At 74.6% G+C, this 15,354-nt stretch carries 13 protein-coding genes; 6 read left to right on the top strand and 7 right to left on the bottom strand.

All coding sequences use genetic code 11. The annotated features are described in order from the left end of the window. Window position 1 precedes the first annotated feature (1 nt). Complete coding sequence (locus tag ABT158_RS05230) at window positions 2-778, bottom strand: ABC transporter ATP-binding protein (protein ID WP_352351085.1); 777 nt, start codon at window positions 776-778, stop codon at window positions 2-4. A gap of 188 nt (window positions 779-966) precedes the next feature. Here ABT158_RS05230 and ABT158_RS05225 point away from each other — a divergent pair, with 188 nt between their 5' ends. Together ABT158_RS05225 and ABT158_RS05220 are read left to right on the top strand one after the other, a co-directional pair. Next, window positions 967-2,169 carry a PucR family transcriptional regulator gene (locus ABT158_RS05225; protein ID WP_352351083.1) on the top strand — a complete coding sequence of 401 codons (1,203 nt, stop codon included), beginning with the start codon at window positions 967-969 and terminating at the stop codon, window positions 2,167-2,169. Between the two features lie 298 nt (window positions 2,170-2,467). Next, window positions 2,468-3,391 (top strand): TNT domain-containing protein, encoded by a 924-nt coding sequence (locus ABT158_RS05220; protein WP_352351081.1) that lies wholly within the window; start codon window positions 2,468-2,470, stop codon window positions 3,389-3,391. A 46-nt stretch (window positions 3,392-3,437) separates the two neighbouring features. Here the strand turns inward: ABT158_RS05220 and ABT158_RS05215 are convergent, their stop codons facing one another. The 5 genes from ABT158_RS05215 to ABT158_RS05195 form a co-directional block, all read right to left on the bottom strand. Beyond that, a complete protein-coding gene (locus tag ABT158_RS05215) occupies window positions 3,438-5,123 on the bottom strand; it encodes an HAL/PAL/TAL family ammonia-lyase (protein ID WP_352351079.1) in 1,686 nt (561 codons plus the stop codon). Between the two features lie 131 nt (window positions 5,124-5,254). Continuing rightward, window positions 5,255-6,040 (bottom strand): ABC transporter ATP-binding protein, encoded by a 786-nt coding sequence (locus ABT158_RS05210; RefSeq protein WP_352351077.1) that lies wholly within the window; start codon window positions 6,038-6,040, stop codon window positions 5,255-5,257. Continuing rightward, window positions 6,030-7,142 carry a FecCD family ABC transporter permease gene (locus tag ABT158_RS05205; protein ID WP_352351075.1) on the bottom strand — a complete coding sequence of 371 codons (1,113 nt, stop codon included), beginning with the start codon at window positions 7,140-7,142 and terminating at the stop codon, window positions 6,030-6,032. Before ABT158_RS05205 ends, ABT158_RS05210 begins: the two co-directional genes overlap by 11 nt. Continuing rightward, the gene (locus tag ABT158_RS05200) at window positions 7,135-8,217 is read right to left on the bottom strand and encodes an ABC transporter substrate-binding protein (protein WP_352351073.1); all 1,083 of its coding nucleotides are present in this window, start codon (window positions 8,215-8,217) and stop codon (window positions 7,135-7,137) included. Before ABT158_RS05200 ends, ABT158_RS05205 begins: the two co-directional genes overlap by 8 nt. A gap of 135 nt (window positions 8,218-8,352) precedes the next feature. After that, window positions 8,353-8,991 carry a hypothetical protein gene (locus tag ABT158_RS05195; RefSeq protein WP_352351071.1) on the bottom strand — a complete coding sequence of 213 codons (639 nt, stop codon included), beginning with the start codon at window positions 8,989-8,991 and terminating at the stop codon, window positions 8,353-8,355. A 284-nt stretch (window positions 8,992-9,275) separates the two neighbouring features. Between ABT158_RS05195 and ABT158_RS05190 the strand changes: the two genes are divergently transcribed. Then, window positions 9,276-9,884, top strand: a complete 609-nt coding sequence (locus ABT158_RS05190; protein WP_352351070.1) for a hypothetical protein — start codon at window positions 9,276-9,278, stop codon at window positions 9,882-9,884. Between the two features lie 10 nt (window positions 9,885-9,894). Here ABT158_RS05190 and ABT158_RS05185 read toward each other — a convergent pair whose 3' ends face one another. Next, window positions 9,895-11,619 carry a phosphatidylglycerol lysyltransferase domain-containing protein gene (locus ABT158_RS05185; protein WP_352351068.1) on the bottom strand — a complete coding sequence of 575 codons (1,725 nt, stop codon included), beginning with the start codon at window positions 11,617-11,619 and terminating at the stop codon, window positions 9,895-9,897. A 78-nt stretch (window positions 11,620-11,697) separates the two neighbouring features. Between ABT158_RS05185 and ABT158_RS05180 the strand changes: the two genes are divergently transcribed. The 3 genes from ABT158_RS05180 (at window position 11,698) to ABT158_RS05170 (ending at window position 15,292) form a co-directional block, all read left to right on the top strand. Beyond that, a complete protein-coding gene (locus ABT158_RS05180; RefSeq protein ID WP_352351066.1) occupies window positions 11,698-12,786 on the top strand; it encodes an alpha/beta hydrolase in 1,089 nt (362 codons plus the stop codon). 62 nt (window positions 12,787-12,848) lie between these two features. After that, window positions 12,849-14,033 carry an amidohydrolase family protein gene (locus ABT158_RS05175; protein WP_352351064.1) on the top strand — a complete coding sequence of 395 codons (1,185 nt, stop codon included), beginning with the start codon at window positions 12,849-12,851 and terminating at the stop codon, window positions 14,031-14,033. After that, a complete protein-coding gene (locus tag ABT158_RS05170; RefSeq protein WP_352351062.1) occupies window positions 14,030-15,292 on the top strand; it encodes a M20 metallopeptidase family protein in 1,263 nt (420 codons plus the stop codon). The genes ABT158_RS05175 and ABT158_RS05170 overlap by 4 nt, the downstream gene beginning before the upstream one ends. The last annotated feature ends 62 nt before the right edge of the window (window positions 15,293-15,354 follow it).

The raw sequence follows: 15,354 nt of genomic DNA, 5'->3' as shown, positions 1-15,354 counted from the left end.
GTCACGCGGACCACCTCGGCAATCCGGCCCTCGCCCGCGGGGCCGGGGTCCCGTCGTCCACGCCCAGGTAGCGGCGGCGCACCTCGTCACCGGCGGCCAGCTCGGCCGCGGGCCCGGCCAGCGCGACCGCGCCGACCTCCAGCACGTACGCGTGGCAGGCCAGCGACAGGGCCGTGGCGACGTTCTGCTCGACGAGCAGGATCGAGGTGCCGGCGGCGTTGATCGCCCTGATCGTGGCGGCGATCGTGGCGGCCGCCCGCGGGGCCAGGCCCAGCGTCGGCTCGTCCAGCAGCAGCACCGACGGCTCGGCCATCAGCGCCCGGCCGATGGCCAGCATCTGCTGCTCGCCGCCCGACAGCAGCCCGGCGCGCTGGTGCGCGCGCTCGGCCAGGACGGGGAACAGCTCGCGCACCCGCCGCCCGGCCCGGACGGCGGCCGCCCGCGGCGTGCCCAGGCCGCCGGCCCGCAGGTTCTCCTCCACCGTCATGCGGGCGAACACGCGGCGGCCCTCGGGCACGTGCGTGACGCCACGCCGCACCACGGCCGCGGCCGGCTGCCCGTCCACCCGCGCCCCGGCCACGGTGACGCCGCCCGCGGCGATCCGGCCCCGGTGGAACCGGAGCGTTCCCGAGACCGCCCGCAGCAACGTCGTCTTCCCGGCGCCGTTCGCGCCCAGCACGGCCACCACCGCCCCGGACGGCACGCTCAGTGACACGCCGTCCAGCGCCCGGACGGGACCGTAGTCCACCACGAGACCGTCCACGCTCAGCTCGGACATTCGTCTTCCTCACAGGACCCCATGGCGGCCCACCCAAACCGGCGGGCGGGGCCGCCGTCCAGATGCGGCGGCGAAGTCGGGCTCGCTGCCCACCGCGGCCCGGGGCCCGTTGTGCAGCCGCACAACGCGAGGTCACAAAACGCTACAGAGCCTTGTTCTGGAACGGCGGCCGGTGGCAGCCTCGGGGAATGCGTCCCCCTACGGTCGTGGACGAGGACGTCCGCCAGACGTTACGCACCGCAGCCAGGGCACTGCTCGAACGCCTGCCCGAACTGACCGGCGAGCTGGTCGCCAGGACGCGCGGCGGCGACGACGTCTACAGCGCCTGCGTCCCCTACGACGAGCACTGGAAGAGCACCCTCGAAGGCGTGCGCCTGGGCCTGACCGCGATCCTGCAGGAGCCGTCCGAGCGGCGCGACCTGGTCTTCACCCGGTCGATGGCCCAGCGCAGGGCCGAGCAGGGCCTTCCGCTGGAGTCGCTGCTGCGCATGTACCGGCTGGCCGGTCAGGTGACCTGGTCGGCGATCGTGGACCACATGGAACGCGAGCGCCCCGACCGCCTCGACGTCCTGGTCCGCGCCGCCAGCCACGTCTGGCACGCGATCGACCGGCAGTCGCTGGTGGCCTGCGACGTCTACGGCAGGCGCGAGCAGGAGATACTCGGCCGCAGCAAGGAGCGCGTCAACGCGCTGCTGGACGCCCTGCTCGACGGCACCGCCGACGCTGGGGTGGTGCGCGCCGCCGCCGACTCGCTCGGCCTGCCAGAACGCGCCCGCTACGCCGTCGTCACCGTGCGCTTCCCCGGCGGACGACACCACGACGACGTCCGGCTGCCCGCGTCCCTGGGCGCGCTGCGGCTGCTGTGGCGCATGCGCACCGGCCACGAGGTCGCCGTCGTCGCGCTCGGCCGGGCCACCCTGGACGACCTGTGCCAGGAGCTGAGCCTCATCGTCAGCGGCGTGGCCGGCGTCAGCCCGGTCGTCACCGGCCTGGACGAGCTGGGCACCGCGCACGAGCTGGCCTCCCTCGCCATGCGCACCTGCGCCGACGGCGGCCCCGAGATCGCCCGCCTGGACGAGCGCGTGCCGGCCGTGCTGATGATCAGCCGGCCCGGCGTCACCGGCCACCTCGTCGAAGGCGCGCTCGGCCGGCTGCTCGCCCTCGACCCGGCCGACCGCGACACGCTGCTGACCACCCTGGAGACCTGGCTCGCCTGCGACGGCTCGGCCGCCAGGGCCGCCGGCCGGCTGTTCTGCCACCGCAACACGATCATCAACCGGGTCCGCCGGATCGAGCAGCTCACCGGCCGCTCGCTCACCCGTCCGCGGGACATCGTGGACCTCGCCCTGGCCCTGGACGCGGTCCGCCTGCTGCCCCCGCCCGCCGTGTGAGTTCTCGGCGACGGGCCGATCGACCCTGGACGGCGAGACGCACAAATCGTCGCATTCTCGGATATTTCAATCCTTAGCGAGAATGGCCGTTTTCGTGGCTGCACTCTTTGCTGTTCTCTTGTCATGCCGGAGCTGCGATATGGGCGACCGGCGGGAATGTAGCTGTCGATCACCGCATTCGACGCCCGGCTGCACACGAGCGGGCATTGCCGATGAATATCCGGACGTCGCGTCCATGCCGCCGAATCGCTTGTGATCGCTCTTCATTCGCTTCTTCTGCACGATCCACGGGAATGTCATGCGAATCAACCGACGAAGCGTCGTCCTGGTCGCCGCCATGTGCCTGGCGGCCGACCCCATGGGGGGCGTGCCCGCGCACGCCGACAGCACACTCCGGCAGAGCGCCCCGCTCGTCCGGCCGGCACAGCCTGCCGGCACGGCCGAACCCGAGGAGGGTCAGGCCGGGCTGGTCTGCGGGCCGCCGTACGTGACCGGCGACCCCGACCTCGGGCCGACGATCCTGCCCCGCACCGGCTACCTCGGCGCCCTGCTGCGTGACTACGTGCCGCTGGGCGGTCTCACCCCGCAGCACTTCCTCTCCCGCTACTGGGATTACGCCGCCAACAATTACCGTTTCCCGCCCGACTCCGGTTTCGGCCGCTCCGGCAATTACCCCAACGGAAGACTGCTGCTCAAGACGACGTTTCTGCAGATCGGCATGCGGCTCGACCGTTTCGGCGGTTACGGGGGAGCGTTCCTGTCGCCGCTGGGCGACCAATTCGTCCTGCGCGCGCTCCCGCCGCGCAACCTGAACACCAATCCGCAGGATCCGCAGCATCTTTGTAATTACCACGCGTTCCGGGTGCTCAAGTCGTTCCGCGTCGAGGTGGGCCCGGCGTCGCCCGCGTTCGAGCAGTCGGGCGGCGGCACGCAGTACCACGTGCTCAGCAGGTACATCCCGGAGGCTCCGCAGACCAGCGAAGAGGTTCCGGTGAGCTGGCTGCTGGCGAACGGATACCTGGAGGAGATCGAACCGGTCCTGGTGACCGTCAGGACCGGCGGCGACACGGCGACCCGCGACACCGGGGCCGCCTCCGACGTCGGGGCCCGCGACGTCGGGGGCCGCGACACCGCCGCCCGCGACGTGATCGACGGCGGCAGGTACGTCACGGCCGGCAAGCCCGCCCCGATGACGCGGCCGTCCAGGTCCGGGCGGTCCTAGGCGCGCAGCCGCGGCGGCCCGCGCGCCCCTCACCCGTTCCGGGACGTCACCGGGCGGGGTACGGCGTCAGGCCGCCCGCGTGCACCAGCGAGATCGTCCGTTCCAGGTCGGGGGTCAGGTAACGGTCGTCGCCCAGCGGCGCGACGTAGCGCCTGAGCTCGTCGTGCAGGGCGCGGGTCACCGTCCCGAGCGGCAGGCCGGCCATCTTCGCCGCGATCAGGTCGATGCCCTGCGCCGCCATCAGGTACTGCACCGCCAGCACGATCTCCAGGCGGTCGAGGTTGGCGTGCAGGTCGCGGGCCGAGGCCATGGCCATCGTGTTGTGGTCCTCCTGGCCGTCCTTGACCGGACGCGACAACGTGCCCGCCGGATGGGCCCTGACCTGCATCTCCGGGACCACCGCCGCGGCCACCGACTGCGCCTGCACCATCCCGGAGTTCAGGCCGACGCTCCCGCCGGCCAGGTTCGCCGGCAGGCCGTAGCTCCAGCGGGGCGACAGCAGGCGTCCGGACAGCTCCTGCGACAGGACGCCGAGGTCGGTGATCTCGGCGTTCAGGCTGTCGGCGAGGTGGCCCATGATCGAGCCGTCCCAGTTGCCGCCCATCACGAACTCGTAGCCGGGGCCGCGCTCGCGCCGGAAGACCAGCGGGTTGGAGGTCGAGGAGTTGGCCTCGCGCGCCAGCGCCCGGCGGGTGGCGGCGAGCACCTGCCGCAGCCCGGCCATGATGTGCGGGGCCGCGCGCACCGAGACCGCGTCCTGCACGCGCGGGGTGTAGTTGGCCGGGTCGAGCCGCCTGCGGCCCTCCTCGGTCATCCAGCCCGAACCCGCGACCATGGTCCGCAGCCGCGCCGCGACCGCGTCCTCCTCAGGGATGTGCCGCTCGCGGTGCGTGCGCGCGTCCAGCGAGCCGCGCTCGGCCCTGGTGGCCTCCATGAACAGGGCGAAGGCCCCCTCGGCCTGGTCGGCAAGCACCGTGGCCCGGTGCACGGCGTGCATCAGCGTGGCGGCCAGCACCGTGCTGCCGCTGACGATCGGCAGCGCCTCCCCGGCCTCGAAGGTGAAGCTCGCCGGCAGCCCGGCCCGCGGCAACATCCGCGACGCCGGACCGGTCTCGCCCCGGTAGTGCACCGGCGCGTCCTCGCCCAGCGCGGCCAGCCCGGCCGCCGCCTGCGGCTGCAGGTCGCCGGTGCCGAGCGAGCCGATCTGCGGCATCACCGGCACGACCCCGGCGTTCACCAGGGACAGCAGCCGCTGCGGCACCTCGGGCCGGACGCCCATCTTCCCCCTGGCCATCTGGTTGGCCTTGAGGACCAGGGCCAGCCTGACCACGTCGTCGGGGAACGCCGGGCCGACGCCCGCCGCGTGCGAGCGCAGCACGTTGCGCTGGAACTGCTCGGCCTCCTCCGGCGAGAGCGGGCGGTCCTTCAGCGGGCCGAGCGCCTGGTTCCAGCCGTACACCCGCTGGCCGCTCAGGGCCGCCAGCGCCCCCGCCCGCGACTGCGCCATGCGGGCCCGCGCGGCGTCAGACACCCGCGCGAGCACGGGCCGGCCGGCCAGGATCGCGAAGGCGTCCCGCAGCGCGAACCGGCCGCCGTCCAGCACCAGGTCCAGCACCGGCGCCCGCGCGGGCACCGGCGCCGCGACCGGGGGCGCCTGCGGGGGAGGGGCTGGGACGGCGACGGCCCGCTCCGGCACGCACACCGCCGCGAGCAGGCCGACACCGGCGGCCATTCGTCCTACCTTGCTGATCGACACGGTCCCCCGGTCCCTTCACCACGAAGATCCACTCCGCTCCGTTTATAACCGGACGGACGGACGGCGCCGGGCACGGCTCCGCACCGGGGGACGAGTGCTGACCGGCCCTAGGGCAGGCGCTTACCTCCCGCCCTGGACGCCACCGCGACGTGCGGCCGCCCGGTGATCGGATGCGGCCCCACATGCGCCAGGACGCCGAAGACCTCCTCGATGAAGGCCGGGGTCAGCACGTCCAGGGGCGGCCCCTGCCCGGCGACCCGGCCCTCGCGCAGCACGACGATCCGGTCGGCGTAGGCGGCGGCCTGGTCCAGGTCGTGCAGGGCGGCCAGCAGCGTCAGGCCGAGCGAGCGGATCAGGTCCAGCAGCAGCAGCTGGGACCCGACGTCCAGGTGGTTGCCCGGCTCGTCCAGGATCAGCAGCGGCGCCTCCTGGGCCAGCGCGCGGGCCAGCAGCACGCGCTGCCGCTCGCCGCCGGACAGCGTGGTCATCAGCCGGTCGGCCGCCCAGTCCATGCCGACCCGTTGCAGGGCCGTGGCGACCACCGCCCGGTCGCCCGCGCTCTCCCGGTCCAGCGCCCGCTTGTGGCTGTGCCGCCCGGCCGCGACGACCTCGGCCACGGAGAAGCCCTCTCCGGCCGGGTTGTGCTGCGGCAGGACCGCCCGCCGCCGCGCGGCGTGCCGGGGCCGCATCCGCCACAGGTCGTCGCCGTCCAGCCGGACGACGCCGCCCGACGGGCGCAGCGACCGGTAGACCGTGCGCAGCAGCGTGGACTTGCCGCTGCCGTTCGGCCCGACCAGCGCCACGAACTCGCCGGGCCCGGCGCTCAGCGTGACGTCGGTGACGATGGGCCGCGCGTCGATGCTCGCGCTGACGCCCGCCAGGTCAAGCCGCATCGCCGCCGCCTCCCGCCCGCCGCCTGCGCAGCAGCCACAGGAAGAACGGCACGCCGAGCCCCGTGGTGAAGATGCCCACCGGCAGCTCGTTCGGCCGGTCGGCGATCCGCGCCGCCAGGTCGACCAGCACCAGGAACACCGCGCCGGCCAGCAGCGAGACCGGCAGCACCCGGCGGTGGTCGGCCCCGACCACGAACCGGACCATGTGCGGGACCATCAGCCCGATGAACCCGATGCCGCCGACCACGCTGACCACCGTCGCGGTCAGCAGCGACCCGGCCGCCAGCAGCCCGATCCGCAGCGCGGCCACCGGCACGCCGATCGCGACCGCGGACTCCTCACCGGCCAGCAGCGCGTTGAGCGCCCGCGCCTGCGAGGACAGCCAAGCCACGCAGCACACCACGAGCAGCGCGGGCACGCCCAGATCCGCCCACGACGCCCCGGCGACGCTGCCCATCAGCCAGAACATCATGCCCTGCAGCTCGGTCGGGTTGAGCTGGAGCTGCACGAACGTGGTGGCCGCCGAGCACAGGTAGCCGACGGCCACGCCGGTCAGCACCAGCCACGAGTCCAGCAGCCTGCCGGAACGCTGGGACAGGACGTACACCACCAGCGCCGACAGCAGCGCGGCGGCGAAGGCGGCCCCCGTGACGCCGAGCGCGCCGGTCAGCCCGGCCAGCGCCCCGCCCCCGAGCGCGGGCACCAGCACGGCCCCCAGCGACGCCGCCGACGACACACCCAGCACGTACGGGTCGGCGAGCGGGTTGCGGACCAGCGCCTGCAGCGCGACCCCCGCCACCGACAACGCGGCCCCGGCCAGCGCGGCCAGCAGCGCCCGGGGCGTGCGGATCTCCCACACGACCTGCGCGAGCAGCGGATCGGCCTGCTCGCCCCGCCCGGTCAGGTACGCCCACACCACCCCCCACACCTGGTCCGGCGGCAGGTTCACCGACCCGGCGGAGATCCCGATCACCAGGGCCACGACCAGTGCGGCCCCGAGCCCGGCCAGCAGCAACCCGGTCGCCCGCCCGGACACCGCGTGCGGCCGCCGCGGCGGGACGGGGACGCTGCGCCGCGGCGGCGCGGTCAGCGTGTCAGCCACCGGGATGCACCACCTTGGAGATCTTCTCCACGGCCCAGGCGTTCAGCGGCCCGAGGTAGACGCCGTCGGAGACGACCGTGTAGCTCCTGGACCTGGCCGCGGCCCAGTGGGGGTAGGCGGCGAACAGCTTCGCCGCCGCCTCCTCGCCCTTCTCCCCGGGCGTGAACAGCCCGACGACCAGCACGTCCACCTGGGCGGTGGCGAGCTGCTCGCGGTTGAGGGTGCGGGTCATGTCGGCGGTCTGGCCGGCGAAGGCGTTGACCCCGCCGGCCGCCCTGATGACGTCGTCGTAGATGCCGCCGGTCATCACGGCGGGCAGGCCGTTGGCGTTCATCATGGCCATGCCGGGATAGGCGATCAGCACCTTCTTGGGCGGCAGCGCCGCGACGCGGGCCCGTACCGACTCCACCCGCGCCCGCAGCCGCCCGATCAGGTCGAACGCCTTGCGCTGCACGTCGAACACCCGCCCGAGCAGGCCGAGGAACTCCAGCGAGGAGTTGATCGACTGGTTGCGGTAGGCGCGCTTCTCCTGCTCGGTGGCCTCCGGCCTGCCCATCGCGCAGTTGACCGGGTTGACCAGCGAGGTGATGCCGGCCGCGGCGAGCTGCTCGCGGGTGGCGAAGCCCCGGGCGGGGTCGAACCCACCGGACCAGGTGGAGACCACCAGGTCCGGCTTGAGCTTGAGCACCTGCTCGGCGGGCACGTCGAAGTTCTTGTTCATGGTCAGCCCGCCGGTCGGCAGCGCCTTGATGCGGGCCGTCATGGACGGGTCGTCGGACACGCCGTAGCTCTGGGCGTTGGCCAGGATGCTGCGCTCCAGGCCGAGCAGCAGGAAGCTCTCCACCTCGCCGACGCTGGTGCCGTTCAGGATCAGGACGCGCTGCGGCGGGCGGCGGAAGGTGACCCGCGTGCCGCAGTTGTCGAAGGTGAGGGGGTAGGCGGTCCGGCCGGCGGACGCGGCCGCGGTGGCCGCCTCTGTGGCCGCCTCGCCGCCGGTCGCCGCGGGCGTGCCGCAGGCGGCGGCCAGCAGCACGAGCGCGACCGCCGAGGCCCCGCGGGTACGGGAAGGTCTCATGGGTGATGTCCTCTGAGTCGAGTCCGGAGGCGCGCACGCCGGACCGGCCCCACGGCGGGGGCGGGCACGGCGGCGAGCCGGGATTGTCGCCGGAGGAACCGCGGCGGACGGGCGCGCGAAGGACCGCGGGCGCGCCTAGGCGGGCAGGCCCACGACCGTCGGACGGACCGGCCCTCGCGGCTCCGGTCCATCCGCGGGCGGCCCCCGCAGCACCAGCACGTGCCGCAGGAACAGCCGCACGCGCGCCGTGACGTCGTCGCGCCCGCCCACCGGTGTGCGCGCCGGCGCGGCCCATCCGGCCACGACGAGGAACAGCACCAGCAGCGGGCGCAGCACCCACCCGGCCAGCTCGCGGACCAGGGCGCACAGCCCCGACTCCACCCAGCGCAGCCAGACCGACGTCAGCAGCACGCTCGCCGCGTGCACGAGCAGCATCCCGAACCCCGGGGCGCCCGTGTCGTGCGCGTGAATCACGCTCGCGGGGGCGGCGACGGGTGCGGGATGGTCGCAGCTCAGGGAGAGCAGCAGGTGCAGGACGACCTGCGAGGCGCCCGTGGCGGGCACGATGGCGGGCAGCGTGCGCTCACGCCCGGTCAGCGCCAGGGCCGGCGCGAGGACCAGCAGGAACCCCGCCAGCAGCGCCCCGGGGTCGAAGCAGCCGCCGCCCGCCAGGTGGGCGAGCGCGGCCAGCGCGGCGCACGTGCCGGCGAAGCTCGCCGCACGCAGCCACCGCACCAACGACCATGGACCCATCGAGGCCAGATCCTCCCACACGCCCGCCCCGCCCGCTCCTCATGGGGTGCGCGGTGCGGGCGCCGAACTGGGGGAGGGGGAGACGGGGTGGGCGCCGGGCTGGGGAGGGGCGGAGGCGGGGTGCGCGGGGTGGGCGCGGGCTGGGGGAGGGGGGAGGCGGGGGTGGGCGCGGGCTGGGGGCGGTGTGCTCGCCGGTGGGGTGTGCGGCGTGGCCGGGGCGGCGTACGCTCCGGTTGTGACCCTCCGGTTGACCGCTCCGCCGCCTGACGACCGCTCGACGACGAGGGCTCCGTGAGGAGCCGCACATGACCGGCCTCGGCCCGCGCGCGGTCCTCGTCCCCGACCTGGGCGAAGACCTGGCCTGCGCGGTGGGCGAGCTGGAGAGGCTGCTGCTGGTGCTGCGCGCCGCCGAGTCCGTGGGCTCGCCGCTGCCCGGCCCGCTGGCCGGCGGGATCGCGCTGACCGCGCTGCGCCGGCTCTGGCGCGCGATCGGCCCCACGCAGGGCAGGCGCGCCGCCGCCGCCCGCCTGGCCGGTCGCCTGTACGCCCCCGGCGGCCGGGTCGAGCACGTGCCGCTGCGCCTGGTCGACGTCGACCCGCTCGACGTGGCCACCCTGTCGGCCGCCGCGGTCGCGCTCGGCCTCGGCGCGGTCGGCAAGGGCGTGGTCCGCCAGTCCCTCGACGCCGTGTGCACCGGCCTGCCCGCCACCGAGCTGGTGTCGTCGGCCGCCCGGTTCACCGGGCTGCTCGATCTGGCCGACACCGCCGACTCCATCGTCCTGCGCGAACGGCTGGCCGCCGCCGGGCCGGGCGCCGACGTCGTCCTGACTCCGGAGGCCGAGCGCGCCTACCAGGCCACCGCCGGCCGTCTCAACACCATGTGGCCCGCCACCGGCACCGCCGCCTCTCCGTGAACCGCGCGGGTCACGGCGTCTGGGGAGCGGCGGCGGCGCGGTCGTGCGTGAAGGGCCGGGGCAGGCGCAGCCGGGCGCGCAGCGGCAGCCCCGACGGGATGAACGCCTCGGCCTGGAGCGCCGCGACGCCGATCCTGGGCAGGTCGCGGGCGGTCGGGTAGACGACGAAGCGCGGCTCCCAGATCGGCCGGAACTTGGCGTTGAACCGGTACAGCGACTCGATCTGGAACCAGTGCGACAGGAAGACCAGCACCGACCGCCAGGCCCGCAGCACGGGCCCCGCGCCGAGCCGGTCGCCGCGGGCCAGCGTCGAGCGGAACATCGCGAAGTTGAGCGACACCTGCGTGATCCCCAGCGACGGCGCGGCCTGCAGCGTCTCGGCGATCAGCAGCTCGTTCAGTCCCGGGTCGGCGTCGCGGTCGCGGCGCATCAGGTCCAGCGAGACGCCCCGGGTGCCCCACGGCACGAAGTGCAGCACGGCCTTGAGGTCGCCGTCCTTGCAGGCGGTGGCCACCAGGCACTCGGCGTCGGCGGGGTCGCCGAACCGGCCGAGCGCCATCGAGTAGCCGCGCTCGGTCTGGGTGCCGCGCCACAGCCCGGCGGCCCGGCGGATGCGCTCCTTCTCCTCCTCGGGCACGTCACGGGCGCGGCGCACCCGGCAGACGTACCCGGCGCGGCGGGTGCGGTTGACCATCTGCCGCACGTTGCGCATCGCGCGGCCCTCCAGCGTGAAGCCGTCGACCTCGACGATCGCCTCGTCGCCGATCTCCAGCGCGGACAGCCCCGCCACCTTCGTCCAGACCTCGCCGCCCGTCTCGCCGCAGCCGATGACGGCGGGCACCCAGGCGTGCCGCCGCGCCTCGGTCATGAACGCGGCGATCGCGGCCGGCCACGCCTCCCGGTCGCCGATCGGGTCGCCGCTGGCCAGCATCACACCCGAGACGACCCGGTAGGCCACGGCCGCCTTGCCCGACGGCGAGAAGATCACGCTCTTGTCCCGGCGCAGCGCGAAGTAGCCGAGCGAGTCGCGCTCGCCGTGGACGTCCAGCAGCGCGCGCAGACGGCGTTCGTCGTCGGCGGTCAGCTCGGCGGCCGGCCGTTCCGGACGCAGCGCCAGGTAGAGCGTCGTCACGGCGGTCAGCGCGCCCAGCCCGACGAGGGAGAAGTAGACCAGGTCGGAGACGCGTTCCACGGTGAACGTGACCGGCCCCTCGATGCCCGCCAGCCCCAGCGCCACGTGCTCCAGCCGCTCGGCCACCCCCGGACGGCCCACCAGCGCGCCCGGCCGGACGCTCACGATCAGGTAGCCGAGCGCCAGGTCGATCGCGCCGAGCACGAGCAGGTTCCACAACGCCCGCCAGCGCGAGCGCGGGTCGGGCAGCGCCGTGAACTCCCGCCGGCCGGCCACCAGCACGGCCAGCAGCACGAGGCTGATCGCGGCGGTCACCGGCCGCAGGTGCAGCACGCCCATGACGGCGCTCACCGGCAGCAGCACCACCACCGCCCGCCAGGCCCGCACCTTCCCCCGGCGCAGCGCGTGCGCGATCATCACCAGCATGATGCCGACCACCAGCGACGTCGCCCGCGCCACGGTCGTCACCGTCCCGGGCAGCAGATCCGACCACTGGCCCATCCGCGTGTGCTCCAGCCGCGGCGCCACGGCCTTGGCGATGTCCAGCAGGCCGATGACCAGCGACGCGTAACCCGCCAGCGCGGGGATCCAAGGACGCTTCACAAATACCGATTGAAACTCCTGCCGGGTAATCTCGCCGTTAACCACGCGCTTACGCCGGCCGGGATATTCCTGCTGTTCATGGGACTGACCTCGATCGCGCTGCTGGCGACCGCCGCGGTGCTCGCGGTGGCCGGGCTCGCGGCCACCGTCTGGGTGTGGCCGCGGCTGGCCGGGCGGGGCCTGCCGCCGCTGCTGGGCCGGGCCGGCCTGCTGGCGGGCTGCCAGGCGCTCACCGTGGCGGCGCTCGCGCTGCTGGTCAACTACTACTTCGGCTTCTACGCCTCCTGGGCGGACCTGCTCGGCGCCGACACCGGCGCCGCCCAGATCACCGTCGCCGGGGCCGCGGCCGGGCTGCGGGTGCTGGACAGCCGGGCGGTGCCGGGCGGGCGGATCGAGGAGGTCGTCCTGCCGGGCGCGACCACGCGGCTGAGCGAGGAGGCGTACGTTTTCCTGCCCTCGGCCTACTTCAAGGACCCCCGCCGCAGGTTCCCCGCGATCCTCGCCCTGACCGGCTACCCCGGCGACCCGCGCAACCTCATGACCCGCCTCGACCTGCCCGGACGGCTGGCCCACGCCATCGCCCTGCACCAGGTCGAGCCGGCCGTCCTGGTCATGATGCGGCCGAGCGTGGTGCTGCCGCGCGACACCGAGTGCGTGGACGTGCCGGGCGGCCCGCAGGCGCTGACGTACTTCGCCACCGACGTCCGGCAGGCCGTGACCGCGCACTACCGGGCGGCGGCCGGCCGCGACTCCTGGGGCGTGCTCGGCGGCTCGACCGGCGGCTACTGCGCGCTGAAGCTGGCGATGAGCCGCCCTGACGCGTTCTCCGCCGCCGTCTCCCTGTCGGGCTACTACAAGACGATCGTGGACGGCACCACCGGCGACCTGTTCCACGGCGACAAGGCGCTCGCCGACCGCAACGACCTGATGTGGCGCCTGGCCCGGCTGCCCGCGCCGCCCGTGGCCGTGCTCGTCACCAGCAGCAGGAAGGGCGAGGCCGACTACCTGCCGACCGAGCGTTTCCTGAACGCCGTCAAACCGCCCATGCGGGCCTCGTCGCTGATCCTGCCCAGCGGCGGCCACAACTTCAACACCTGGAACCGGGAGCTGCCGCAGGCGCTGCCGTGGCTGGTCCAGCAGCTCGCCGTGCCCCTCGCGGCACCCTAGCCGGCACACCGGATCGGGGCGGGGTGGTTCGTCGGCGCGCCCACGGGGGAGTAGATCTCTCCGTGACCGACCTGTACGCCACCGCCGCAGACCTCGACCTCGCCCCGGCCGGGTTCGTCCGGGCCATCGAGGAGCTGCCGCTGGTCGACCACCATGTCCACGGCGTGGTGCCGCGCGACCTGTCGCGCACCGCGTTCGAGGAGCTGATCACCGAGTCCGACCGGCCGGTGCCGGAGTGGATGACGCAGTTCGACTCCCAGACGGGGTACGCCATCCTGCGCCACTGCGCGCCCGTCCTCGGCCTCGAACCGCACTGCACGCCGGAGGAGTACCTGGCCAGGAGGGCCCGGCTGGGCGCCGGCGAGGTGAACCGGCTGCTGCTGGGCGCCACGAACGTGGCCCACTACCTGGTCGAGACCGGCTACCGGGGCGAGGAGCTGGTGGGCCCGTCCGGCATGGCCGAGCTCACCGGCGCGCCGGCCGACGAGGTGGTGCGGCTGGAGACGGTGGCCGAGCAGGTCGCGGCCGGCGGCTGCGCCGCGTCCTCCTTCGCCGACGCGTTCGCGCGGGAGCTGTGGGAGCGCACCGGCGGCGCGCGCGGGCTCAAGAGCGTCGCCGCCTACCGTCACGGCCTCGACCTCGACCCCGAGCCGCCGAGCCGGGCCGAGGTCACCGAGGCGGCCGGGCGCTGGCTCGGGTCCGGCGGCGGTAAGCTGACGGAGCCGGTGCTGCTGCGGCACGTGATCTGGGCCGGGATCGAGCGAGGGTTGCCGATCCAGTTCCACACCGGCCTCGGCGATCCCGACCTCGACCTGCGCCGGGCCGATCCGCTGCTGCTGCGCGGCCTCGTCGAGCGCGCGGAGCCGACCGGGGTGCCGCTGGTGCTGCTGCACTGCTACCCCTTCCAGCGGCACGCGGGGTTCCTCGCGCAGGCCTATCCCAACGTCTACTTCGACGTGGGGCTCGGCGTGACCTACACCGGGGCCCGCAGCGTGGCGCTGGTGGCCGAGAGCCTGGAGCTGGCGCCGTTCGCCAAGATCATGTTCTCGTCCGACGGGTGGGGGCCGGCCGAGCTGCACCACCTCGGCGCGGTGTTGTGGCGGCGGGCGATGGCGCGGGTGCTCGGCCGGCTCGTGGTGGACGGCGAGTGGTCGGCCGGGCAGGCGATGCGGGTGGCGGCGATGGTCGGGGCGGACAACGCGCGACGCGTCTACGGACTGGGAACACGGGAGGAGAGCACGGGGTGAACGACTTCGGGGGCCGTACGATCAACAGGCCCGTCGACGGAGCCGTCATCGGGACCGGCGGCGTGGAGAGCGCCGCCTACGCGGCGCTGCGCGAGGGCCTGCTGCGGGAGCTGCCCGCGGCGCAGGCGCTGCGCCGCGAGCTGCACGCGGAGCCGTGCCTGTCGGGCCAGGAGGGCCCGACGCGGGACCGGCTGCTCGGCGCGCTGCCCGCCGGGGAGGTCGAGCACGTCGCCGGCACGGGCGCCGTCCTGCGCATCGGCGGTCCAGGCCCGGCGGTCGGCGTACGCGGCGAGCTCGACGCCCTGCCGCTGACCGAGCGCACCGGCGTCGAGTGGGCCGCCCCCGAGGGCGCGATGCACGCCTGCGGCCACGACGTGCACATGGCGGCCGTGGTCGCCCTGGCCAGGACCCTCGACCGGCTCGGCGCCGACCCGCCCCTGCTGGTCGTCCTGCAACCGCGCGAGGAGGGCTTCCCCTCCGGCGCCTCCGACGTCGTGGGGTCGGGCGCGCTGCACCGCCACCGGGTCGGCGCCATGATCGGCGCGCACGTGCAGCCCCTGCTGACGGAGGGCACGGTCGCCTCCGTGCCGGGCGCGGTCAACGCCTCCTCCGACGAGTTCAGGGTGGTCGTCAGGGGAGCGGAGGGCCACGCCGCCTACCCCCACCTCACCAGGGACCCGGTGGTGGCCATGGCGCAGGTCATCGTCACCGCCCAGCAGGTCGTCAGCCGGGTCGCCGACCCGATGACGCCCACCGTGGTCACCTTCGGCACGGTCAACGCCGGCACCGCGCCCAACGCCGTCCCGGGCGAGGCCGTGGCCAGGGGGACCCTGCGGGCCATGTCCGAGAACTGGCGCCAGGAGCTGCACGAACGCTTCACCCAGGTGGTCGAGGACGTCGCCAGGGCGTGCGGCTGCGTGGCCGAGGTGACGATCCTGCCGGGCGAGCCGGTGCTGGTCAACGACACCGGGCTGGCCGTGCGCGCCGGCGGGCTGCTGCGCGGCCAGGGCTGGACGGTGGACGGCGGGCTGCGCTCGTGCGGGGCCGACGACTTCTCCCACTACGCGTCGGTGGCGCCGTCGCTGATGATGTTCGTCGGCGTGGACACCGCGGCCGGCCTGCACACCCCCGAGTTCCTGCCCGGCGACGCGGCCGTGGGCGCGGTGGCCGAGAGCCTGCTGGCCGGCTACCTCGCGGCCGCCTCCGCGCTGCCTGGCCCGGCCGGCGCGAACGGGATCCTGTTCTCCAGGAACGCCTGAGACCGGGCCCCTGCCGCGTCCATTCCTCCAACAACCACGGCAGGGAAGTCCAAGCACCCCCA

Origin of the sequence: Nonomuraea sp. NPDC001636, assembly GCF_040298265.1 — a bacterium.
Lineage (GTDB): Bacteria > Actinomycetota > Actinomycetes > Streptosporangiales > Streptosporangiaceae > Nonomuraea.
The sequence above is the reverse complement of the archived record's forward strand: the minus strand, read 5'-3'. Positions and strand labels throughout refer to the sequence as shown.

Coding starts and splice junctions, on each gene's coding strand:
- ABT158_RS05230 (WP_352351085.1), bottom strand. CDS start 778: ATGTCCGAGCTGAGCGTGGACGGTCTCGTGGTGGACTACGGTCCCGTC.
- ABT158_RS05225 (WP_352351083.1), top strand. CDS start 967: ATGCGTCCCCCTACGGTCGTGGACGAGGACGTCCGCCAGACGTTACGC.
- ABT158_RS05220 (WP_352351081.1), top strand. CDS start 2,468: ATGCGAATCAACCGACGAAGCGTCGTCCTGGTCGCCGCCATGTGCCTG.
- ABT158_RS05215 (WP_352351079.1), bottom strand. CDS start 5,123: ATGGCCGCCGGTGTCGGCCTGCTCGCGGCGGTGTGCGTGCCGGAGCGG.
- ABT158_RS05210 (WP_352351077.1), bottom strand. CDS start 6,040: ATGCGGCTTGACCTGGCGGGCGTCAGCGCGAGCATCGACGCGCGGCCC.
- ABT158_RS05200 (WP_352351073.1), bottom strand. CDS start 8,217: ATGAGACCTTCCCGTACCCGCGGGGCCTCGGCGGTCGCGCTCGTGCTG.
- ABT158_RS05190 (WP_352351070.1), top strand. CDS start 9,276: ATGACCGGCCTCGGCCCGCGCGCGGTCCTCGTCCCCGACCTGGGCGAA.
- ABT158_RS05180 (WP_352351066.1), top strand. CDS start 11,698: ATGGGACTGACCTCGATCGCGCTGCTGGCGACCGCCGCGGTGCTCGCG.